This is a genomic window from Mycobacteriales bacterium (assembly GCA_035533475.1).
Lineage (GTDB): Bacteria > Actinomycetota > Actinomycetes > DATLTS01 > DATLTS01 > DATLTS01.
In genome coordinates, this window is the sequence record DATLTS010000048.1 from 58,592 (window position 1) to 80,299 (window position 21,708).

22 protein-coding genes are annotated in these 21,708 nt (G+C 72.5%); 20 read left to right on the top strand and 2 right to left on the bottom strand.

The window, feature by feature from the left end; all coding sequences use genetic code 11:
• The first annotated feature begins 2 nt into the window (after positions 1-2).
• From alr to VNG13_11975, 14 genes are all read left to right on the top strand, one after another.
• Positions 3-1,139 (top strand): alanine racemase, encoded by a 1,137-nt coding sequence (gene alr, locus VNG13_11910; GenBank protein ID HVA61219.1) that lies wholly within the window; start codon positions 3-5, stop codon positions 1,137-1,139.
• The gene (locus tag VNG13_11915) at positions 1,136-2,203 is read left to right on the top strand and encodes an alpha/beta hydrolase (GenBank protein HVA61220.1); all 1,068 of its coding nucleotides are present in this window, start codon (positions 1,136-1,138) and stop codon (positions 2,201-2,203) included. Before alr ends, VNG13_11915 begins: the two co-directional genes overlap by 4 nt.
• On the top strand, positions 2,200-3,216 hold the full coding sequence (locus VNG13_11920) for a GNAT family N-acetyltransferase (protein HVA61221.1): 1,017 nt from the start codon (positions 2,200-2,202) through the stop codon (positions 3,214-3,216). Before VNG13_11915 ends, VNG13_11920 begins: the two co-directional genes overlap by 4 nt.
• Before the next feature lie 29 nt (positions 3,217-3,245).
• A complete protein-coding gene (tsaE, locus tag VNG13_11925; protein ID HVA61222.1) occupies positions 3,246-3,665 on the top strand; it encodes a tRNA (adenosine(37)-N6)-threonylcarbamoyltransferase complex ATPase subunit type 1 TsaE in 420 nt (139 codons plus the stop codon).
• 49 nt (positions 3,666-3,714) lie between these two features.
• A complete protein-coding gene (locus VNG13_11930; GenBank protein ID HVA61223.1) occupies positions 3,715-4,437 on the top strand; it encodes a hypothetical protein in 723 nt (240 codons plus the stop codon).
• A 5-nt stretch (positions 4,438-4,442) separates the two neighbouring features.
• Positions 4,443-5,102, top strand: coding sequence for a tRNA (adenosine(37)-N6)-threonylcarbamoyltransferase complex dimerization subunit type 1 TsaB (gene tsaB, locus VNG13_11935; GenBank protein ID HVA61224.1), 660 nt, complete (start codon positions 4,443-4,445; stop codon positions 5,100-5,102).
• Positions 5,099-5,548, top strand: a complete 450-nt coding sequence (gene rimI / locus VNG13_11940) for a ribosomal protein S18-alanine N-acetyltransferase (GenBank protein ID HVA61225.1) — start codon at positions 5,099-5,101, stop codon at positions 5,546-5,548. Before tsaB ends, rimI begins: the two co-directional genes overlap by 4 nt.
• On the top strand, positions 5,545-6,576 hold the full coding sequence (gene tsaD / locus VNG13_11945; protein HVA61226.1) for a tRNA (adenosine(37)-N6)-threonylcarbamoyltransferase complex transferase subunit TsaD: 1,032 nt from the start codon (positions 5,545-5,547) through the stop codon (positions 6,574-6,576). Before rimI ends, tsaD begins: the two co-directional genes overlap by 4 nt.
• Entirely contained in the window at positions 6,573-6,863 is a 291-nt protein-coding gene (locus VNG13_11950) for a hypothetical protein (GenBank protein ID HVA61227.1), read from the top strand. The genes tsaD and VNG13_11950 overlap by 4 nt, the downstream gene beginning before the upstream one ends.
• Before the next feature lie 139 nt (positions 6,864-7,002).
• Complete coding sequence (groES, locus tag VNG13_11955; GenBank protein HVA61228.1) at positions 7,003-7,308, top strand: co-chaperone GroES; 306 nt, start codon at positions 7,003-7,005, stop codon at positions 7,306-7,308.
• Between the two features lie 61 nt (positions 7,309-7,369).
• A complete protein-coding gene (groL, locus tag VNG13_11960; GenBank protein ID HVA61229.1) occupies positions 7,370-8,998 on the top strand; it encodes a chaperonin GroEL in 1,629 nt (542 codons plus the stop codon).
• Positions 8,999-9,007: 9 nt separating this feature from the next.
• Positions 9,008-9,916: a hypothetical protein gene (locus tag VNG13_11965; protein ID HVA61230.1), complete on the top strand. Its 909-nt coding sequence runs from the start codon at positions 9,008-9,010 to the stop codon at positions 9,914-9,916.
• Positions 9,917-10,026: 110 nt separating this feature from the next.
• Entirely contained in the window at positions 10,027-10,632 is a 606-nt protein-coding gene (locus tag VNG13_11970; protein ID HVA61231.1) for a response regulator transcription factor, read from the top strand.
• Between the two features lie 5 nt (positions 10,633-10,637).
• Positions 10,638-11,318 (top strand): hypothetical protein, encoded by a 681-nt coding sequence (locus VNG13_11975; protein HVA61232.1) that lies wholly within the window; start codon positions 10,638-10,640, stop codon positions 11,316-11,318.
• 12 nt (positions 11,319-11,330) lie between these two features.
• On the opposite strand, the gene VNG13_11980 is transcribed toward VNG13_11975, so the two are convergent.
• A complete protein-coding gene (locus VNG13_11980; protein ID HVA61233.1) occupies positions 11,331-11,726 on the bottom strand; it encodes a DUF5319 family protein in 396 nt (131 codons plus the stop codon).
• A gap of 135 nt (positions 11,727-11,861) precedes the next feature.
• Here VNG13_11980 and guaB point away from each other — a divergent pair, with 135 nt between their 5' ends.
• Genes guaB through VNG13_12005 form a run of 5 tightly spaced genes read left to right on the top strand, consistent with a single transcriptional unit; the run spans position 11,862 to position 18,584 of the window.
• Positions 11,862-13,364, top strand: coding sequence for an IMP dehydrogenase (gene guaB, locus VNG13_11985; protein ID HVA61234.1), 1,503 nt, complete (start codon positions 11,862-11,864; stop codon positions 13,362-13,364).
• Positions 13,365-13,370: 6 nt separating this feature from the next.
• Entirely contained in the window at positions 13,371-14,489 is a 1,119-nt protein-coding gene (locus tag VNG13_11990) for a GuaB3 family IMP dehydrogenase-related protein (protein HVA61235.1), read from the top strand.
• A gap of 29 nt (positions 14,490-14,518) precedes the next feature.
• A complete protein-coding gene (locus VNG13_11995) occupies positions 14,519-16,246 on the top strand; it encodes a GMC family oxidoreductase (GenBank protein HVA61236.1) in 1,728 nt (575 codons plus the stop codon).
• On the top strand, positions 16,243-17,808 hold the full coding sequence (gene guaA / locus VNG13_12000) for a glutamine-hydrolyzing GMP synthase (GenBank protein ID HVA61237.1): 1,566 nt from the start codon (positions 16,243-16,245) through the stop codon (positions 17,806-17,808). The genes VNG13_11995 and guaA overlap by 4 nt, the downstream gene beginning before the upstream one ends.
• Complete coding sequence (locus VNG13_12005) at positions 17,799-18,584, top strand: type 1 glutamine amidotransferase domain-containing protein (protein HVA61238.1); 786 nt, start codon at positions 17,799-17,801, stop codon at positions 18,582-18,584. The genes guaA and VNG13_12005 overlap by 10 nt, the downstream gene beginning before the upstream one ends.
• 23 nt (positions 18,585-18,607) lie before the next feature.
• Here VNG13_12005 and VNG13_12010 read toward each other — a convergent pair whose 3' ends face one another.
• The gene (locus VNG13_12010; protein HVA61239.1) at positions 18,608-19,324 is read right to left on the bottom strand and encodes a PIG-L deacetylase family protein; all 717 of its coding nucleotides are present in this window, start codon (positions 19,322-19,324) and stop codon (positions 18,608-18,610) included.
• A gap of 83 nt (positions 19,325-19,407) precedes the next feature.
• Here VNG13_12010 and pcrA point away from each other — a divergent pair, with 83 nt between their 5' ends.
• Complete coding sequence (gene pcrA, locus VNG13_12015) at positions 19,408-21,705, top strand: DNA helicase PcrA (protein ID HVA61240.1); 2,298 nt, start codon at positions 19,408-19,410, stop codon at positions 21,703-21,705.
• Positions 21,706-21,708 lie beyond the last annotated feature (3 nt).

Genomic DNA, 21,708 nt, shown 5'->3' on the forward strand with positions numbered 1-21,708 from the left:
GCGTGAGCTCGTCGCCCCACGCGGTCGCAGTCGTGGACCTCGACGCGATCCGGGACAACGTCGGCCGCCTCGTCGAGCTGGCCGGTGAGGCCGCGGTGTGCGCCGTGGTGAAGGCCGACGGGTACGGCCACGGGCTGGTCCCCGTCGCTCGGGCGGCGCTGGACGGCGGCGCGGGCTGGCTCGGTGTGGCGTTCCTTGACGAGGCCCTCGCCCTGCGTTCCGCCGGCCTCGAGTCGCCGCTGGTCGCCTTCATCGTCGGCCCCGGCTCGGACCTGCCCGCTGCCTTGACCGGACAGATCGATGTCGCCGTCGGTGACCGGGCTCGGCTCGCCGACCTCGCCGCCGCCGCCCGGGCGGTCGGCGTCCCGGCCCGGGTTCACCTCGAAGCGGACACCGGCCTCAGCCGGGGCGGCGCCCCGGCCGCCGACTGGGCCGACCTCGTCGAGGCTGCGGCCAAGGCTCAGGCGGACGGGACCGTGTCGGTGGTCGGCGTGTGGTCGCACCTGGCTTGCGCGGACGAGCCCGGCCATCCGGCGACCGCCGGGCAACTGGCCGGTTTCGCGGCTGCGCTGGAGCTCGCCGACCGGGCCGGAGTGCATCCGGAGGTCCGGCACCTCGCCAACTCGGCGGCCTTGCTCACCGAGCCCGCCGCGCGCTACGACCTGGTCCGACCCGGGATCGCAATGTACGGGCTGTCGCCCGGACCGGGCGTGGCGGCCGCCCGGTTCGAGCTGCGTCCAGCGATGACGTTGACCTCCCGCGTGGCGCTGGCCAAGCGGGTGCCCGGCGGTTCGGGGGTCAGCTACGGCCACCGCTACCGGACGACCGGCGAGACCGGGCTCGCGCTCATCCCGCTGGGTTACGGCGACGGGATCCCCCGGGCCGGCGGTGGCACCCTCGAGGTGCTCCTCGCCGGTGCTCGCCGGCGGATCGCCGGCACGGTGTGCATGGACCAGTTCGTCGTCGACACGGGCGCCGACTCGGTCGGTGCCGGGGACGAAGTCGTACTCTTCGGCCCGGGCAGCCAGGGCGAGCCCACCGCGGACGAGTGGGCCGACGTGCTCGGCACCATCGGCTACGAGATCGTCACCCGGATCGGGCCGCGGGTGGCCCGCCGCTACCTGGGCGAGCGACCGTGAGCCGTCGCCGGAGGTTCGCCGTCGCCGGCGTCGTCGCGGGTGGGTTGGTCGCCTCGACGGCCGCGGTCCTCGCCGCCCAGCGGCAGCTGGCGTCCCGGATTCGTCACGTGCCCGACCCCGATGCCCGCGAACCGTTCGGCTCCCTGCACAGCCGGGGTCGTGTGGTCCTGGCCGACGACGGCGTTCCGCTGCACGTCGAGGAGCTCGGCGATCCCGCCGCCCGGCCGACCGTCGTGTTCGTCCATGGCTTCAGCCTGTCCATGGACAGCTGGCACTACCAGCGGCGCGACCTGCCCGACGTCGGCCGGCTGGTGTTCTACGACCAGCGCAGCCACGGCGCGTCGGGGCGTGGCTCCAAGGAGCACGCCACGCTGGATCAGCTGGGCCGCGATCTGTTCAGCGTGCTCCTGTCCACCGCGCCCGAGGGGCCGGTGGTGCTGATCGGGCATTCCCTCGGCGGGATGACCATCATGGCGCTCGCCGAGCAGCACCCCGAAATGTTCGGCCGGCGGATCGTCGGCGTCGCGCTGCTGTCCACCGCATCAGGGCAGATTGCGGACACCGTGTTCGGCCTGCCCCGGCGCGCCGGGCGGGTGCTGAAGATCGCCGCGCCGGTTGTCGTTCCGCGGTTGGCCAGCCGTTCCGCCCTGCTCGAACGCGGCCGGTCGGTGAGTGGCGACCTGTCCTTCCTGGTCACCCGCTGGTTCGCGTTCGGCCGGCACGCCTCGCCCTCCCTCGTGGCCTTCCTCGAGCGGATGCTGGCTGCCACCCCGATTGACGTCATCCTCGAGTTCCTGCCGACGTTCCTCGACCACGACCGGGTCGGGGCGCTGGCGGCTCTGCGCGGTGTCGAGACGCTCATCCTCACCGGCGCCCGGGACACGTTGATCACCCCCGACCACAGCCAGGCGATCGCCGAGGTGCTGCCCGACGCCGAGCTGGTCCAACTCGCCGACGCTGGGCACATGGTCACGCTCGAGCGTCCGGCGCTGGTCAACCTGCACCTGCGGGCGTTCATCCGCCGGGCCGGACGCGCTCGGCGCCGGCGCGCCGCGTCCGCGTGAGCCTGGCCGGCCTGGCCGCATCCGTCGCCACGTGTGTCGCCTGCCCGCTGGCCGAGGGCCGCACCCATGCGGTGGCTGGCGAGTTCCCCGCGGGCGCCCGGCTGATGCTCGTCGGCGAGGCCCCCGGTCACGACGAGGACGTGTCCGGTCGGCCCTTTGTCGGCCGCGCCGGCCGACTTCTCGATGAGCTGCTCGACGGGGCCGGGCTCAGTCGGGCCGAGGTTTCGATCACGAACGTCGTCAAGTGCCGCCCTCCCGACAACCGGCCGCCGCGGCGGGCCGAGTTGCGGGAGTGCCGGAGCTGGATCGACCGTCAGCTCCCGCTGGCTGACCCGGCGCTCGTCGTCACCCTGGGCGGCACGGCCGCGGCCTGGGCGTTCGGCCGACCGGTTCGGCTCGTGGACGTCCGGGGCCGCGACCATCTGCTGGCCGGCCGGGTGCTCGTGGCGACGTTCCACCCGTCGGCGGCGCTGCGGTTCGGGCCGTCGGGTGCGCCACGGGCCGGGCTCGCCGAGGACCTGGCGCACGCCGCGCGACGGCTCCGACACCTGGGCGCCGGCGGTCTCGCGTTCGGTGCGGTCGGGCCGGAGATCGCGGCCAACCTGCTGACCGTTGCCCTGGCCGGCTTCGGCACGCTCCCGCCGCTGGACCCGCCGTCCAGCCTTTTCGGGGAAACCGAAGGGATCGTCGCGGCCGAGTTGGCCGCGCATCCCGGCGTTGCGGCCTACCGGCACGGCGAGCTGGTTGCCGGCCTGCGCTGCCGGCCCGACGGCTCGGCACTCTGGCTGCGTCGCGTCGCGGTCGCACCGGCCGAGCAGGGCGCCGGCGTGGGCACCTGCCTGCTCGCCTGGACGCACCGCTGGGCGGCCGGACTCGGCTTCCGGGAGACCCGGGTCGGCGTGCGCTCGGTGTTGGACCGGACCCGGACCTTCTGGCAGCGCCGAGGCTACGAAGCCGTTGCCGAGCATGGTTACTGGACGGAGTACGCGCGCCGGCTGGGTCAGAGCGGGTGAGGGCGCGGCAGGTGCCGACCCCGGAGGCGATGCGAGCGCTCGGTGCCGAGGTGGCCGGCGACCTCGGGCCGGGCGACCTCGTTCTGGTCATCGGTGCGCTCGGCGCCGGCAAGACGACGCTCGTCCAGGGCATCGGGGCAGGACTCGGGGTGGCCGATCCGGTGCTGTCCCCGACCTTCGTGCTCGCCCGCGAACACCGCGGCGGCCGGGTCCCGCTCGTCCACGTCGACGCCTACCGGCTGACCGACGCCGTCGACCCCAGCCGCGAGCTCGACGCTCTGGACCTGGACACCGAGCTGACCGATGCCGTCCTCGTCGTCGAATGGGGGGAGGGGCTGGCCGAACGCCTGGCGGGAGACCGGCTGGAAATCCGGCTCGAGCGGGCGCCCGCCGGTGAGGCACGGACGGTCACCTTCCGGGCGGTCGGTCCCCGTTGGGCGGGCCGCTGACCGTTCGGCATCTACCCTGAGAGACATCCGATCGGGAGGGGGTTGTCCGGTGGCAAACCGTGGCCGAGCACCGCAAACCAGCCGCCAGCGCAAACTCGCGGCCGCTCAGGCTGCGCAACGCCGAGCCGAGCGCCGGCGCCGACTGCTGCTGATTACCGTCGGCCTGGTCATCCTCGGCGCGATCGGCACGGGTGTGGGGATCGGCGTCACCAGCAGCCCCAGCTCCGGTCCGGCGGTGATCGGCGCGATCGGCCCCGAGCAGATCCCGGTCGAGAGCGGGCCGCTGATCGCCCCGGCTTCTACCGCCGCCACCGGCCAGACCATCGACGGGATCACCTGCTCGGCCCAGGAGCAGGTGGCCTACCACATCCACGCACACCTGCTGGTTTTCGTCGGCGGCCAGCAGCGGCAGTTGCCGGTCGGGATCGGCACCGTGGCTCCGGTCGTCCAGCAGTCGGCGCAGGGCGCGTTCGCGCAGGCTTCCCGCTGCTACTACTGGTTGCACGTCCATGCGACGGACGGCATCATCCACATCGAGTCACCGACCAAGAGGGTGTTCACGCTGGGCAACTTCTTCGACATCTGGCGCCAGCCGCTGGGTCCCAGTCAGGTTGGCGCCGCGACCGGACCGGTCACCGCCTTCGTAAACGGAAAGACCTACACCGGAAATCCGGCGGCCATCCCGCTGACCGCACACGAAGACATCCAACTCGACGTCGGCTCGCCGATCGTCGCCGCCGAGTCGGTCGACTGGTCCCGGGCGTCGCTCTGACCCGCGTGCTCCTGCTCGGACTCGACACGTCGACGCCGGCGACCACGGTGGCGGTTCTCGACGGCCCCCGGGTGCTCGCGTCCGGGACCGCCGTGGACGCCCGCCGCCATGGCGAGCTGCTGGCGCCGCTGATCGCGGCCACCCTGCGCGACGCGGGCGCTCGCCCGGGCGATCTCACGGCGGTGGCGGCCGGCGTCGGCCCTGGCCCGTTCACCGGCCTGCGGATCGGCCTGGTGACCGCCGCCGCGCTCGGCGATGCGATCGGCATCCCGACGTACGGGGTCGGCTCCCTCGACGCGCTGGCCGGTGCGCATCCGGGCCCCCTTACCGTGGTCACCGACGCCCGGCGGCGGGAGGTCTACTGGGCGAGCTACGACCCGGGCGGGACCCGGGTTGCCGGGCCGGCTGTCGACCTTCCGCGGGTGCTCGCCGGGCGGTTGCCGTCAGGCGAGCGGCTCGCCGGCGCCGGCGCTCGGCTCTACGAGGGCGACTTCGCGGGCTTCCCGGTGATCCCGGACAGCGACTACCCGGCGGCGGCCATGGTGGCCCGGCTGGCCCTGCCGCGGGCGGAGTCGGGTTGCCCGACCGAGCCGCTCACCCCGCTCTACCTGCGTCGCCCGGACGCCACACCACCGGGCCCACCCAAGGCGGTGCTGCGCCGGTGACCGCTGGGCTGCGGCCGATGGCGGAGGCGGACATCCCGGCGCTGCTGGACATCGAGCGGGACCTGTTCGGGGCCGAGGCCTGGTCGAGCGTGTTGTTCCGGTCCGAGCTCGCGGAGATCGAGACCCGGGGCTACGTCGTGGCGGCCGATCCCGCCGGGATCGTCGGCTACGCCGGTCTGTGCGCGTATCCCGACGACGCCTGGGTGCAGACGCTGGCCGTTCGCCGGGACCGCTGGGGCGCCGGAGTCGGGCGGATGCTCGTCGAGTGGATGCTCGCCGAAGCGTCCCGGCGTGGCCGCCGACGGGTCGGGCTCGAGGTGCGCGCGGACAACCGTCGAGCGCAGGACCTCTACCGACGGTTCGGCTTCGAGCCGATCGCGACCCGGCGCGGCTACTACCAGCCGAGCAACGTGGACGCCGTCATCATGCAACGGGAGATCGGGTGAGCGCGGAGCCGATCGTCCTCGGCATCGAGACTTCCTGCGATGAGACGGGGATCGGTCTGGTCCGGGGGCGGTCTCTGCTCGCCGGCGCGGTCGCCTCGAGCGTCGCGGCCCACGCCCGGTTCGGCGGGGTCATCCCGGAGGTCGCGAGCCGGGCCCACCTGGAGGCCATGGTGCCGACGGTGAACCGGGCCCTGCGCCAGGCGGGCCTACGCCACCGGGACGTCGACGCGGTCGCGGTGACGGCCGGGCCGGGCCTGGCCGGGGCGCTGCTCGTCGGTGTGGCCGCTGCGAAGGCGTACGCGCTAGCGCTCGAGGTCCCCCTCTACGGGGTGCACCATCTCGTCGCCCACGTCGCCGTCGACACGATCGAACACGGCCCCCTGCCGGTGCCGGTCGTGGCGTTGCTCGTATCCGGCGGCCACACCTCGCTGGTTCTGGTGCGGTCGCTGACCGACCCGGTGGTACCGCTCGGGTCGACCATGGACGACGCCGCCGGCGAAGCGTTCGACAAGGTCGCCCGGCTGCTCGGGATGCCGTTCCCGGGCGGTCCGCCGATCGACCGGGCGGCGGCCGGCGGCGACCCGGCGGCCATCGCGTTCCCGCGAGCCCTGACCGGGCCCGGGGATTCCCTCGACTTCTCCTTCTCCGGGGTTAAGACGGCGGTGGCTCGCTGGGTGGAAGCCCGCCGGGCGGTCGGCCAGGACCTGCCGCTCGCCGACCTCGCCGCCTCCTTCCAGGAGGCGGTAGCCGACGTGCTCACCGCCAAGGCGGTCGCCGCCTGCCGCCGGGAGGGGGTCCGTGACCTTGTCCTCGGCGGCGGCGTCGCCGCCAACTCCCGCCTGCGCAGCCTCGCCGCCGAGCGCTGCGCCGCCGCCGGGCTCCGCCTCCGGATGCCCGCCCCTGCCCTGTGCACCGACAACGGAGCCATGGTCGCCGTGCTCGGCGCCGCGCTCTGCGCCGCCGGGGCCAGCCCCTCCGATCTCGAGTTCGCCGCGGACCCGGGCCTGCTCTTGGCCGGTGCCCGGTGAGTACGGCGGTGCGGATGTGGGAGGCCCGGGTCGCGCCCGGTCGACTGGACGCCGCCCTGGCCTGGGTCGCCGACGAGATCGTGGCGGCCGCGCGGGCCGCCGGAGTCGGCTCCTACGAGCTCTGCTCCAGCACCGGGCCGGACGAGCGCATCGTCCTCGTCACCCGATGGCCGGCCGGGGTCGGGTTCGCCGAACCTGACCCGCCGGCCGGGCTCCTGTTGCGCGCGCAGGCTTGGGTGTTCGAGCTCGTGACCGCGTTCCCCGGGCCGGGATCCGACCCGGATTGACGGTCCCGGGCGGGTGGCATAGGCTGGCACTCGGCACGTGAGAGTGCCAACGCGACGAGGCTGACTGACACCCGCGACGGCAGGAAGCCAGGTCGAAAGCGTTCCCTACGACGTCCCGTGAGAAGGGGGAGGTCAGGTCGTGACGACCGCCACCAAAGTAGCCATCAAACCGCTCGAGGACCGCATCGTCGTCCAGCCCTCGGATGCCGAGGAGACCACGGCATCCGGTCTGGTCATTCCGGACACCGCGAAGGAGAAGCCGCAAGAGGGCGTCGTCCTCGCGGTCGGGCCCGGTCGGTTCGAAGACGGTCAGCGGGTGCCGCTCGACGTCAAAGTCGGCGACACCGTGATCTACAGCAAGTACGGCGGCACCGAGGTCAAGTACAGCGGCGAGGACTACCTCGTGCTGTCGGCCCGTGACGTGCTCGCGGTCATCGAGAAGTAGGACACCGACGCGACGCCCCGGGGGCCGTTGGTCCCCGGGGCGTATGCATGGAAGGACAGCAATGCCGAAGATCCTGGAGTTCCATTCCGACGCCCGTGACTCGTTGCAGCGCGGTGTCGACAAGCTGGCCGACGTCGTCAAGGTGACGCTCGGGCCGCGCGGACGCAACGTCGTCATCGACAAGAAGTACGGCGTCCCGACGATCACCAACGACGGCGTGACCATCGCCAAGGAGGTCGAGCTCGAGGACCCGTACGAGAACCTCGGCGCTCAGCTCGCCAAAGAGGTCGCCACCAAGACCAACGACGTTGCCGGCGACGGTACGACGACGGCCACCGTGCTGGCTCAGGCGATGGTCCGGGAAGGCCTGCGCAACGTCGCGGCCGGGGCCGCCCCGCTGTCGCTCAAGCGTGGCATCGAGCGCGCGGTGGAGGCGATCGCCGAACGGTTGGCCAAGGACGCGGCCGACATCGAAACCCAGGAGGAGATCGCGCACGTCGCCGCCATCTCCGCGCAGGACCCGGCGATCGGTGAGCTCATCGCCGAGGCGTTCAGCAAGGTCGGCAAGGACGGCGTCATCACCGTCGAGGAGTCGACTACGATGGGCCTCGAGCTGGAGTTCACCGAGGGCTTGCAGTTCGACAAGGGTTACATCTCGCCCTACTTCGTGACCGATCCGGAGCGGATGGAAGCGATCCTCGAGGGGGCTCACGTCCTCATCCATGCCGGGAAGATCTCGGCGGTCGCGGATCTGTTGCCGCTGCTCGAGAAGGTCGTCCAGACCGGCAAGCCGCTGCTCGTCGTGGCCGAGGACGTCGATGGCGAGGCGCTGTCCACCCTGGTCGTCAACAAGATCCGGGGAACGTTCACCGCGGTCGCCGTCAAGGCACCCGGCTTCGGTGATCGCCGTAAGGCGATGTTGCAGGACATGGCCATCCTCACCGGCGCCGAGGTCGTCAGCCCCGAGGTCGGGCTCAAGCTCGACTCGGTGGGACTGGAGGTCCTCGGCACTGCCCGCCGGATCACGGTGACCAAGGACGACACGACGGTCGTCGACGGGGGTGGGGATTCGGCCGCGATTGCCGACCGGGTTCGTCAGCTCAAGGTCGAGATCGAGGCGTCGGACTCCGACTGGGACCGGGAGAAGCTCCAGGAGCGGCTGGCCAAGCTGGCCGGCGGGGTCGGGGTCATCCGGGTCGGGGCCGCTACCGAGGTCGAACTCAAAGAGCGCAAGCACCGGCTCGAGGACGCGATCTCGGCGACCCGCGCCGCGATCGAGGAAGGCATCGTCAGCGGCGGGGGCTCGGCGCTCGTGCACGCGCTCGGTGCCCTCGACGGCGATTGTGGCCTGTCCGGTGACGAAGCGACCGGTGTGGGCATCGTTCGCACCGCCTTGATCGAGCCGCTGCGCTGGATCGCGCAGAACGCCGGCCACGAGGGCTACGTCGTCGTCGCCAAGGTTCGGGACCTTCCCGCCGGTCAGGGACTCAACGCCGCGACCGGTCAGTACGTCGACCTGATCGCGGCCGGCGTCGTCGACCCGGTCAAGGTCACCCGCTCGGCGGTCCAGAACGCCGCGTCGATCGCCGCGATGCTGCTGACGACGGAAACCCTCGTCGCGGAGAAGCCGGCGGAGACCGACGAGCCGACCGGGCACGGGCACGGTCACGGGCACGGGCACACGCACTAGCCTGCGCCGGTGAGCCAGGACCTTCCGTCGCTGCTGGCGGCCGGGGAACGCGCGGTGTTCCACGGTCCGCCGGCCAGAGCGGTCGGTCTGCTCGAGCAGGCGATGGCACTCGCCGAGGCGGAGGGTCGCCGGGCCGAGGTCACCGCAGCCGGCTGGCTGCTTGGGGTCGCCCTGGCCTCCCAGGGGCGGCTCGGCCGCGCCGTGGCGCTGCTCGAGCCGCTGGTCGGGGCCGGTGAGCAGGCCGATGCGCCGGAGATACGGCTCTTCGGTTCGCTGGCCGCGGCCACGATGGCCAGCGTCCACCGGCAGCTCGGGCGGCACCAGGTCGCCTGGGGATTCGACGAGCGTGGCCTGGGGCTGAGCGAAGGTCGGGGCGAGGCGGCGTTCGATTGCCGGCTCGGCCTGGCCTCCGACGCCGTCGGCCTGGAGGACGTGTCGGCCGCCCGGCTCGGGCTCGACGCCGCCGCCGAACTGGTCACCGGCCGCGAGGACTGGTGGCGACAGCGGGTCCGGCTCGACTGGGTCCGCGCCGAGATCGCCCTGCTCGTCGGTGAACCGACCGAGGCCGTGGGTCTCGCGGTCGCTGCGGTCGACCGGGCCGAACATTCACGTGCGCCGCGCCACGTCGCGAAGGGCCTGCTCTTTCAAGGGGTGGCCGAGGTCCAGGTCGATACCGATGCGGCGACCGGCACTTTGCGCCGGGCGGCCAGCCTCGCCGAAGGTCTGGGCACCCTGCCGCTGATCTGGCCGGCCCGGGCGCTGCTCGGGGCGCTGCTCGTGGACCGGGCACCAGACGAGAGCGCCCGCTGCCTGGCGTCGGCCCGATCCGCGGTGCTGGCGATCGCGGCCGATCTGGCGCCGGAGATCCGCGACGAATGGCTCAGCCGTCCAGACGTCAGCGCCTTGCTCGAGGGCTGAGTCAGCCGGCCCGCCGGGTGCTTCAGGTCCCCGGGGCGGCATGCCGATGAGCTAATCGAGGCGCGATGCGAGCGCGTCCGACCACCCCACGGCGGTCAGTGAGGAGACGCGTGACCACGGTTCTGATCTGCGACGATCACCGGATCACCCGCGAGGGGTTGCGGGCCTCGCTGGCGACCCTCCCGGGGGTCGACCGGGTCGAAACCGCGGCCAGCGGGGAAGAGGTGCTCGCCCGCTTCTCGAGCGTGCGCCCGGACGTGGTTCTGATGGATGTCGAAATGCCGGGTCTCGGCGGCCTGGAGACGATTCGAAGGCTTGTCCGGACCCATCCCGCCGCGCAGATCCTCATGCTCACGGCCCCCGGCGACCGGGACCGGGTGGTCCAGGGCATTGCCGGGGGGGCCCGCGGCTACCTGGCCAAAGATGCGTCCCGGGCCGAACTAGGGGCGGCGGTTGCGACCGCCCTGGCCGGCCCGTCCGAGCATGCACCAGCCCAGCCGGTCGTCGCCGCGGAGCTCCCCCCGCCGCTCACCGAGCGTGAATTGCAGGTTCTGCACGGCATGGCCGACGGCAAGAGCAACAACCAGATCGGCCGGGACCTCTTCCTGTCCGAGGACACCGTGAAGACCCACGCGCGTCGACTGTTCCGCAAGCTCGGCGTCGGCGACCGCGCCCAGGCCGTGGCGCTGGGTTTCCGCTGGGGTCTCGTTCGCTGACCGACATGACTGACGACGCCTCAGACAAGCCGGCCGCTGCGGCCGGCCTTCCGCCGCCGCGGGCCGGCGAGCCCGAACCCGACGGCGGGGTCGACTGGCTGGAGATCGCCCGCCAGCGGGCGCCGACCGATGCCCTCTCGTGGGACGACGACGGCCCCGAGCCACCCGATCCGGACACCGTCCAGATGGTCCTCCGCGCGCTGCGTGAACGCACCTCGATGGAAGCGGACGCCGCAATCGCCTCCCTCACCCCGCTCCAGCGACCGGCCGCCCGCGGTCGCTCGGGCCGCCGCGGCGCAGTGGTCGCGGGCCTCGCCGCCGCGGTGCTGTCTGTGGGTGGGGTGGCAGCGGCGGTCACGGCCGGGCCGGGCAGCCTGCTATATCCGCTGCACGAAGTGCTGACCGGCCACCACCGGGTCACGCCCCCGCGGAAGACCTCCCCCGCTCCGGTCCCGCCGGGCGCGTCGACCGGCTCCCCGGCCGGCCCGGCGCCCACCGTCCGGGCCACGCCCGACGCCGGATCGCCCTCCCGGCACCGCTCCGCTCCGACCCGGATGCCGACGCCGAGCGGCCAGCGCTCCACAAGGCGCCCGCCGAGCGTCACGCCGCCCGTCCCGTCCCCGGCGGGGGCCGGACACAAGCCGGCGCACCCGGGCCCGGACAGGACCCCCCCGCGCGGAGGCTGACGCCCGGCCGGGTCAGTGGGTGGATCGGGTCGGGTGGTCGTCCTCGGCGGCGTCGAGTACGCCGTCGGCGAATCCGCGAGCGTAATCCCAGCTCACGTAGTCGACCGGATCCGGCGCGAACGCCGGTTCGTGGACCCGGGTCTGTCCGGCGTCGAGTAGGTGGCGCAGATTGCCCCGCAACAGTTCCCAGGCGAAGTAATGCGGCTCCGCGCAGTCGTCGCAGTCGACGACCAGTCCGCGCACGCCGCGCGGTTCGAGGAGCGCCTGGAAGATCTCGAGGTCCTGGAGGTCGGTGAGGACCTCCTCGCGCTCGTGCAGGGCCAGCGGCTCGGGCGCGTCGTCGTCGAAGAGCGCGGCCGGGTCCGCAGGGTCGTCCGCGAACGGGTCGGGAGGGGGCTCGTCGTTCACCCGTCCACGGTAACCCGAGACGTCGTCTCCGCGCCGGCGCGGTCGACAGCCCCCGGTTTTGCCGCGGGCACCCGGTACACTCGATCACACCGAGCGGAAGGTGCCATGTCGGAAGGTGCCATGTCGGAAGGTGCCATGGACGGAAGTATCGACGCCGCCCTCAGCAGCAAGATCGCCCTTCACGGGCTCACCTTCGACGACGTGCTGCTGCTCCCGGCGGTCTCGGACGTCGTCCCCAGCGAGGTCGACACCTCGACGCGGCTGTCCCGATCGATCACGCTGCGGGTACCGCTCGTCTCCTCCGCCATGGACACCGTGACCGAAGCCCGGATGGCCATCGCGATGGCCCGTCAGGGCGGGGTGGGTGTGCTGCACCGAAACCTGTCGATCGAGGACCAGGCCATGCAGGTCGACCTGGTCAAGCGGTCCGAGGCCGGGATGGTCAGCGCGCCCATCACCTGCGCGCCCGAGGACACCATCGCCGTGGCGAACGCGCTCATGTCCCGCTACCGCATCTCCGGCGTCCCGGTGACCGATCCGGATTCGGTGCTCCTCGGCATCGTGACCAACCGCGACATCCGTTTCGAGCGGGATCACGGTCGCTCGGTGCTCGAGGTCATGACCCGGATGCCGCTCGTGACCGCACCGGAAGGCGTCTCGGACGACGAGGCGCTGCGGCTGCTAAGCGCCCACAAGATCGAGAAGCTGCCGATCGTCGACGCCGGTGGCCGGCTGCGCGGCCTGATCACGGTCAAGGACTTCGTCAAGCGGGACCAGTACCCCGGCGCGACCAAAGACGCGGACGGCCGCCTCGTCGTCGGGGCTGCGGTCGGGGTCGGCGAGGACGCCTACAAGCGGGCGCAGACCCTGGTCGAGGCCGGGGTCGACTTCCTCGTTGTCGACACGGCGCACGGGCACTCCCGGGCGGTCACCGACATGGTGCGCCGGCTCAAGGGGGACACCGGGATCGACATCATCGGCGGCAACGTGGCGACGGCGGACGCGGCTCGGGCGCTGATCGGCGCGGGTGCGGACGCCATCAAGGTCGGCGTCGGCCCCGGATCGATCTGCACCACCCGGGTGGTCGCCGGCGTCGGCGTGCCCCAGGTCACCGCCATCTTCGAATGCGCTCAGGTCGCCCGGCCGGCGGGGGTCCCGGTGATCGGCGACGGCGGGTTGCAGTACTCCGGCGACATCGCCAAAGCGATCGCCGCTGGCGCGGACACCGTGATGCTCGGCAGCCTGCTCGCCGGGGTCGAGGAGAGCCCCGGCGAGTTGCTGTTCATCAACGGCAAGCAGTACAAGAGCTACCGGGGGATGGGTTCGCTCGCGGCGATGCAGAGCCGAGGGGCGGCGCGGTCGTTTTCGCGGGACCGCTACTTCCAGGACGACGTGCTCTCCGACGACAAGCTGGTCCCGGAGGGGGTCGAGGGCCAGGTGCCGTACCGGGGTCCGCTGGCCGCCGTGGCCCACCAGCTCGTCGGCGGGGTCCGGGCCGCAATGGGCTACTGCGGGGCGCGGTCGATCGAGGAGTTGCAGGCCGCCCAGTTCGTGCGGATCACCGCCGCCGGGCTCGTCGAGAGCCATCCGCACGACATCCAGATGACCGTCGAGGCGCCGAACTACCCGGCGCGGTAGCGACCGATGGCTGACGTCGAGATCGGCAGGGGCAAGACCGCCCGCCGGGCCTACGGGCTCGACGACGTCACGATCGTCCCCTCCCGGCGGACCCGCGATCCGGAGGACGTGTCGCTGGCCTGGGAGATCGACGCCTACCGGTTCGAGATCCCGATCGTCGCCAGCCCGACCGACAGCGTGGTGTCGCCGGCCACGGCCGCGGAGATCGGCCGGCTCGGCGCCCTCGGCGTGCTCCACCTCGAGGGTCTGTGGACCAGGTACGACGATCCGGAACCGTTGCTCGACGAGATCGCTTCCTTCGACTTCAACGATGAGACCACCGCCACCCGCCGGCTCCAGCAGATCTACGCTGCCCCGATCCGTGAGGAGCTGATCGGCAAGCGGGTCGCGGAGCTGCGGGCTTCCGGCGTCACCACCGCCGCGGCGCTCTCCCCGCAGCACACGGTGCGCCACCACCGCGCGGTGCTCGATGCCGGCGTCGACATCCTCGTCATCCGCGGCACGCTGGTCTCGGCCGAGCACGTCTCCACCGGAGCGGAGCCGCTCAACCTCAAGGAGTTCATCGCTGACCTCGACGTGCCGGTCATCGTCGGGGGCTGCGCGAACTACCAGGCGGCGCTGCACCTCATGCGCACCGGAGCGGCCGGGGTTCTCATCGGGGTCGGACGTGGCGCCGCCCGCCGGACCCGCGGCGTGCTCGGGGTCGGTGTCCCGCTGGCGACCGCCCTCGCCGACGCCGCGGCGGCCCGGCGGGACTACCTCGACGAGTCCGGCGGCCGGTACGTCCATGTCATCGCCGACGGGTCGATCACTGGAGCGGCCGACGTCGCCAAAGCGATCGCGTGCGGCGCGGACGCGGCGATGATCGGCTCGCCGCTCGCCCGGGCCGCGGAGGCGCCGGGGCGCGGTTGGCATTGGGGGCTGGAGGCGGCCCACCCGACGTTGCCGCGGGGCGCCCGCATCCCGGCCACGCCGATCGGCACGCTGGAACAGGTCCTGATCGGCCCGTCCACCGTCACCGACGGCTCGATGAACCTGGCCGGCGCGCTGCGCCGTGCGCTCGCGACCTGCGGATACTCGACGATCAAGGAGTTCCAGCGGGTGGAGGTCGTCGTCGACAGCTGAGCGGCCGGCGCGGCGACTACCATCCCGGCATGAGCGACAGCGGTCTCGGTGGCGGCCTCGACTATGACGTGCTCGTCGTGGGCAGCGGGTTCGGGGGCAGCGTCACCGCGCTGCGGCTCACCGAGAAGGGCTACCGGGTCGGCGTCCTCGAATCCGGCCGCCGCTTCACCCCGGAGACTCTTCCGAAGACGAGCTGGGACCTGCGCAGCTTCCTGTGGGCCCCCCGGCTCGGCTGCTACGGCATCCAGCGGATCAACCTGCTCAACGATGTCGTGGTGCTGTCCGGGGCCGGGGTGGGCGGTGGCTCCCTGGTCTACGCAAACACGCTCTACGAGCCGCTCGACGCGTTCTTCAGCGATCCGCAGTGGCAGCACATCACCGACTGGCGGGACGAGCTGGCGCCCTTCTACGACCAGGCCAAGCGGATGCTCGGGGTCACCGAGAACCCGACGATGACCGCGGCGGACGAGGCGATGCTCTCGGTCGCCGAGGACATGGGGGTCGGGCACACCTTCCACCGCACCCCGGTCGGGGTCTTCTTCGGCGAGCCCGGCCGTACCGTCGAGGACCCCTACTTCGGTGGGGCGGGCCCGGCTCGAACCGGATGCACCGAATGCGGCAACTGCATGATCGGTTGCCGGGTGGGGGCGAAGAACCGGCTCGACGTCACCTATCTCTATCTCGCCGAGCGTGGGGGTGCGGTCGTCCACCCGGAGACCACCGTGACCTCGGTCGCCCCCCGACCGCAGGGCGGTTACACCGTGCGCACGGCACCGAGCCGCCGGTGGCGGCGCGGTGGGGACGGGGCGCGCACCTTCACCGCGGGTCAGGTGGTCTTCGCCGCCGGGGCGCTCGGTACCCAACGGCTGCTGCACGCGCTGCGCGACGAGGGCGTCCTACCGAACCTGTCGACGCGGCTCGGCGAGCTGACCAGGACCAACTCCGAGGCGCTGCTCGGGGCGATGGCGCGAACCCGCGACATCGACTATTCGCACGGGGTGGCGATCACCTCGTCGTTTCACCCGGACCCCAGCACGCACATCGAGCCGGTTCGCTACGGGCCGGGCAGCAATGCGATGGGCCTGCTCGCGACGGTCCTCACCGACGGCGGCCCCGGTGGCCCGCGCTGGTGGAAGTGGCTTCAGGCGGTGGCGCGGCACCCGCGGGACTTCCTCCGCTCGCTCATCCCGCGGGGCTGGTCGCAGCGCACCATCATCGCCCTAGTCATGCAGTCGCTCGACAACTCGCTCACCGTCACCCGAAAGCGCGGACTGTTCGGTCCCCGGCTGACCTCGAGGCAGGGGCACGGGGACCCCAACCCCACCTGGATCCCGGTCGGCAACGACGCCGTGCGCCGGCTCGCGGCGAAGATCGGGGGGGCGCCGGGCGGCGCCTGGGGCGACCTCGCCAACGTGCCGATGACCGCGCACATCATCGGGGGTTGCGTCATAGGCGACAGCGCGGACGCCGGTGTCATCGATCCGTTCCACCGGGTGTACGGGTACCCGGGTCTGCACGTGGTGGACGGCTCGGCGGTCTCCGCAAACCTCGGGGTCAACCCGTCGCTCACCATCACCGCCCTGGCCGAACGCGCGATGGCCTTCTGGCCCAACCGTGCGGAGCCGGACCCGCGGCCACCGCTGGGCGCGCCGTACCGGCGGGTTTCACCGGTGCAACCGGTCGCGCCGATCGTGCCGGCGCACGCGCCGGCCGCGCTGCGACTGACGCCTGCCCCGGCCGCCGAGCGCCCCGCATGACGGCCCGGGACGGGTTCGACACCGTCCTCGTCGTCGACTACGGCGCCCAGTACGCCCAGCTGATCGCCCGACGGATCCGCGAATGCCACGTCTACAGCGAGATCGTCCCGTCCACCGCCACTGTCGAGGAGCTGCTCGCCCACCGGCCGAAGGCGATCATTCTGTCCGGGGGGCCGTCATCGGTCTACGAGGAGGGCGCCCCGGCAGCCGCGCCGGGCCTGTTCGAGACCGGGGTGCCGACCCTGGGTATCTGCTACGGCCACCAGCTGATGGCGCTCTCGCTCGGTGGTGAGGTTCGCCGGACCGGGGTCAGCGAGTTCGGCCCGACGGCCCTTCAGGCCCGGACCTCCAGCGTGCTGTTCGCCGGGCTGCCCGAGCGGCAGACCGTATGGATGTCCCACGGGGACGCCTGCTGGACGCCACCGCCCGGCTTCACGGTGACCGCCACCAGCGAGGGCTCGCCGGTCGCCGGGATCGAGGATCCGGCCCGCGGCTTCTACGGCGTTCAGTTCCATCCGGAGGTCGTGCACACGCCGCACGGCACGGATCTGCTGCGCCGATTTCTCTACGACATTGCCGGCTGCCAACCGACCTGGACGATGCTGAACATCGTCGACGATTCGGTCGCGGCCATCCGCGAGCAGGTTGGCGCCGGTCGGGCCGTCTGCGGACTGTCCGGCGGGGTTGATTCGGCGGTGGCCGCCGCGCTCGTCCAGCGGGCGATCGGGGACCGGCTGACCTGCGTGTTCGTCGACCATGGCCTGCTCCGCAAGGGCGAGGCGGCCCAGGTCGAGAAGGACTTCGTCGCCTCCACCGGGGTGCGCCTCAAGGTGGTCGACGCCACCGACCGCTTCCTCGGGGCGCTGGCCGGAGCCCGTGATCCCGAGGCGAAACGCAAGATCGTAGGTCGGGAGTTCATCCGGGTCTTCGAGGAGGCGGCGCACGAGGTCGTCACCGAAGCCGGTGCCCCGGTGCGCTTCCTGGTCCAGGGCACGCTCTACCCCGACGTCGTCGAGTCCGGCGGCGGGACCGGCGCCGCCAACATCAAGTCCCACCACAACGTCGGCGGCCTTCCCGACGACCTCGACTTCACGCTGGTGGAGCCGCTGCGATGGCTGTTCAAGGACGAGGTGCGCCGGGTGGGCGAGGAGCTGGGGCTGCCCCCGGACATCGTTTGGCGTCAGCCGTTCCCCGGTCCGGGCCTGGCGATCCGGATCGTCGGTGAGGTGACGAGGGACTCCCTCGACGTCCTGCGCGAGGCGGATTCGATCGCCCGCGAGGAGCTGTCCCGGGCCGGGCTCGACCGGGACGTGTGGCAGTGCCCGGTCGTGCTGTTGGCGCAGGTGCGGTCGGTGGGTGTGCAGGGTGACGGGCGCACCTACGGCCACCCGGTGGTGCTCCGCCCGGTCACGAGTGAAGACGCGATGACCGCGGACTGGGCCCGGGTGCCGTACGACGTGCTGGCCCGGATCTCGACCCGGATCACGAACGAGGTGCGCGAGGTGAACCGGGTCGTCCTGGACCTGACGAGCAAGCCACCCGGAACCATCGAATGGGAGTAGCCGGCGGGGCTCGGGTCCTGATTCCCTTGCCGGACACCGATTTCGACGTCACCGAAGTGGCGGTCCCCTGGCGTCTGCTGACCGATGCCGGCCACAGCGTCGTGTTCGCCACCGAATCGGGCGCCACGCCGGCTGCGGACCCACGGCTGCTCGAGGGCGTCTTGTTCGGCCAGCTGGGCGCGGCGGAGGAGCCCCGCCGGTTCTACGGTGAGCTCACCGGGGCGCCCTCCTTCCGCTCCCCGACGCCGTGGTCGGAACTGTCCCCGGCGGACTTCGACGGCCTGCTGCTGCCGGGCGGGCACGCACCCGGGATGCGGCAGTACCTGGGCAGCGCCGACCTGCAACGCCAGGTGGTCGCGTTCTGGCGCACCGGCCGGCCGGTGGCCGCGATCTGCCATGGGGTGCTGGTGCTGGCCCGGTCCGTCGATCCGGACACCGGCCGCAGCGTCCTGGCCGGGTCGCGGACCACCTGCCTGCCCAAATACCTGGAGCGGGCGGCCTACCTCGCCACCGCCTGGCGGCTCGGTCGCTACTACCGGACCTACCCGGCGTACGTCGCCGACGAGGTCAGGGCCGCGCTGGTCGCTCCGGACCGACAGTTCCTGGTCGGCCCGCGGGTGCTGAGCCGGCGCGGGACCGCCACAGACGACCGACCGGCCTTCGTCGTCGAGGACGGACGCTACCTCTCGGCAAGATGGCCCGGCGACGCCTACCTGTTCGCCCGGCGGTTCGCCGCACTGCTCGCCGCCCGATCATCGTCTTCTACGAGCCCCTGAGTCTTCCACCCGGCCGAGCCGGATCAGGCGGTCGGCATGACGTGGAAGGCCTCGGCGAGCCGTCCGGCCGGAAGGCCCGCGCTCTCGGCGATCGAGGAGAACCATTGCCGCAGCCGGGGTTCCAGCGCCGCCGGATCGGGGTGTTGCGACGCATGCCGGTGCAGGGCGCGGATCTTGCGGTCGAACACCTCGGTGATGTCGACGTGGTGGTTGGGCTGGTCGGCCGCCATCACCCAGACCTCGCTGACCACCCAGGCATCCAGACCGTCGGCGGCGAGCTCGGGATGGGCGAACGGGTTGCGAGCGTCCGGGTAGACGGCGCACAACGCCGCCTCCCCGGCGGCCAGGTGGTCCGGGTGGTTGACGCCGATCCGCCCGAACGTGCGCAGCGGGGACGGGCACATCACCCGCTGCGGCCGGACGTCCCGGATCACCCGGGAGATGTCCCGGCGCAGCTCGAGACTCGTCACGAGCTTGCCGTCCGGATAGCCGAGGAACCGGACGTCCGCGACCCCCACCTCGGCACCGGCGGCGGTCTGTTCCTCGCGCCGGATGCCGGCGATGTCGCCGCGTGGAACCACCGGGTCGAAGCCCCCGGCGTCGCCGTCGGTGATGACGCAGTACGTCACCTTGATTCCGGCGTCGGTCCAGGTCGCGACGGTGCCGGCGCCCCCGAAGTCCACGTCGTCCGGGTGCGCCGTCACGACCAGCGCCCGCTCGACCTCGGCAACGTCCAACACGACGTCGAGCCTATGTGGGGTCCGCGGCCCGCGGAAAACCCGGCCCGGACGTCGACGTGGCCGGGCGTAGGCTCGGCCCACCGATGAGCTCCCTGTTCGACGACCTGCTGGTTCCCCGTCCGCGGATCGCGGTCGATCCGGCGACCCTGCTCGAGGGATTGAACCCGCCGCAGCGGCAGGCCGTGCTGCACGCCGGCGGCCCACTGCTCGTCGTCGCCGGAGCCGGGTCGGGCAAGACCCGGGTGCTGACCCATCGGATCGCCTGGCTGATCGCCGACCGCGGCGTGGACCCGGGCGAGGTGCTGGCCATCACGTTCACGAACAAGGCGGCCGGCGAGATGCGGGAACGGGTCGCCGCCCTGGTCGGCCCGCGGGCCCGCTCGATGTGGGTATCGACGTTCCACTCCGCCTGCGTTCGGATTCTGCGCCGGGAGGCGGCCCGGCTCGGGCTTCCCTCGAGTTTCTCCATCTACGACGCGGGCGATTCGCACCGGCTCATGACCCTCGTCGGGCGGGAGCTCGCACTGGACCCGCGGCAATTCTCGGCGCGGGCGCTGAGCGCGCGGGTGTCGGCGTTGAAGAGCGAGTTGGTGGACTTCGAGACGTTCCTCGACAGGTCACGGTCCGGGGACATGCGGGAGCAGCTGATCGGGGAGGCCTACCGCTCCTACCAGCAGCGGCTGCTACAGGCCCGGGCGCTGGACTTCGACGACCTGATCATGACTACGGTCAACCTGCTCCAGGCCTTCCCGGACGTCGCCGAGCACTACCGCCGGCGCTTCCGGCACGTCCTCGTCGACGAATACCAGGACACCAACCACGCGCAGTACGTCCTGGTCCGGGAGATCGTCGGCCGGTCGGCGGCGTACACCGCCGACGGGGACCTGGTGCGGGCCGGCTCGGAGGTGGCGCCGAGCGAACTGGCGGTCGTCGGTGACGCCGACCAGTCGATCTACGCCTTCCGGGGCGCGACCGTGCGCAACATCCTTCAGTTCGAGAGCGACTACCCGGACGCCTCGGTTGTCCTGCTCGAGCAGAACTACCGCTCCTCACAGACCATCCTGTCCGCGGCGAACGCGGTGATCGCCCGCAACCCGAACCGGCCGGCGAAGAACCTGTGGTCGGACGCCGGACCGGGGGAGCGGATCCTCGGATACGTCGGCGACAACGAGCACGACGAGGCGGCCTACGTCGCCGGTGAGGTGGACCGGCTCGGGGACGAGGAGGGCATCCGCCCGTCGGACGTCGCGGTGTTCTACCGGACCAACGCACAGGGCCGGGTCTTCGAGGAGGTGTTCATCCGGGTCGGGCTGCCGTACAAGGTGGTCGGTGGGGTCCGCTTCTACGAGCGGCGGGAGGTTCGGGACGCGCTGGCCTACCTTCGCGTTCTGGTCAACCCCGAGGACACCGTGTCGATGCGGCGGATCCTCAACACTCCGAAGCGCGGGATCGGCGACCGGGCGGAGGCCGCGGTCGAGGAGTTCGCCGCCCGGGAGCGCATCTCGTTCGCCGCGGCGCTCGAGCGGGCCGGCGAGGCGCCGGCCCTGGCGACCCGGTCCCTCGCGGCGATCCGCGGGTTCGTCGACCTGCTGGGCGCCCTGCGCGGGCTGCTGGAGGCCGGGAGTGGGCCGGCGACCCTGGTCGAGGCGGTGCTCGAGCAGACCGGGTTGCTCGCCGAGCTCGAAGCGAGCGAGGATCCGCAGGATGAGGGGCGCGTGGAGAACCTGCGGGAGCTCGCGGCGGTGGCCGGCGAGTTCGAGCAGATCGGGACCGGCGGCGGGCTCGCCGAGTTCCTCGAGCGGGTGGCGCTCGTCGCGGACGCCGACGACCTGCCCGGCGCGGACGAGTCCGGCGGGGTGGTCACCCTGATGACGCTGCACACCGCGAAGGGGCTCGAGTTCCCGGTCGTCTTCCTCACCGGCATGGAGGACGGCGTGTTCCCCTTCCAGCGCTCGCTCGGCGACCCCCGGGAGCTCGAAGAGGAGCGCCGGCTGGCCTACGTGGGGATCACCCGGGCCGAGCGCCGGCTCTACCTCACCCGGGCGCTGCGCCGTTCGGCGTGGGGGACGCCCGCGTTCAACCCGGAGTCACGGTTCCTCGCCGAGATCCCGGCTGAGCTCGTCGAGTGGGCGCGCCGGCCGGAGCCGGCGCAGGCGGCGCTCGCCCGCCGGGCGATGGAGCGCGGCCGGGCGGCGGGCCCGGGGATGCGCCAGGTGCCCTCGCTTTCGGCCGGGGACCGGGTGAGCCACGACACCTTCGGGCTCGGCACGGTCGTCGCGACCGCGGGGATGGGGGATTCGGCGGAGGCCACGGTGGACTTCGGTGCCGAGACCGGCGCCAAGCGGCTGCTCCTGCGCTACGCGCCGGTCGAGAAGCTGTAGCCG

Bases quoted from the DNA above. Each gene is read 5' to 3' on its own strand.
- VNG13_12005 (HVA61238.1), top strand. From the start codon at position 17,799: ATGGGAGTAGCCGGCGGGGCTCGGGTCCTGATTCCCTTGCCGGACACC.
- guaA (HVA61237.1), top strand. From the start codon at position 16,243: ATGACGGCCCGGGACGGGTTCGACACCGTCCTCGTCGTCGACTACGGC.
- guaB (HVA61234.1), top strand. From the start codon at position 11,862: ATGGACGGAAGTATCGACGCCGCCCTCAGCAGCAAGATCGCCCTTCAC.
- groL (HVA61229.1), top strand. From the start codon at position 7,370: ATGCCGAAGATCCTGGAGTTCCATTCCGACGCCCGTGACTCGTTGCAG.
- pcrA (HVA61240.1), top strand. From the start codon at position 19,408: ATGAGCTCCCTGTTCGACGACCTGCTGGTTCCCCGTCCGCGGATCGCG.
- VNG13_11995 (HVA61236.1), top strand. From the start codon at position 14,519: ATGAGCGACAGCGGTCTCGGTGGCGGCCTCGACTATGACGTGCTCGTC.
- VNG13_11975 (HVA61232.1), top strand. From the start codon at position 10,638: ATGACTGACGACGCCTCAGACAAGCCGGCCGCTGCGGCCGGCCTTCCG.
- tsaE (HVA61222.1), top strand. From the start codon at position 3,246: ATGCGAGCGCTCGGTGCCGAGGTGGCCGGCGACCTCGGGCCGGGCGAC.
- VNG13_11990 (HVA61235.1), top strand. From the start codon at position 13,371: ATGGCTGACGTCGAGATCGGCAGGGGCAAGACCGCCCGCCGGGCCTAC.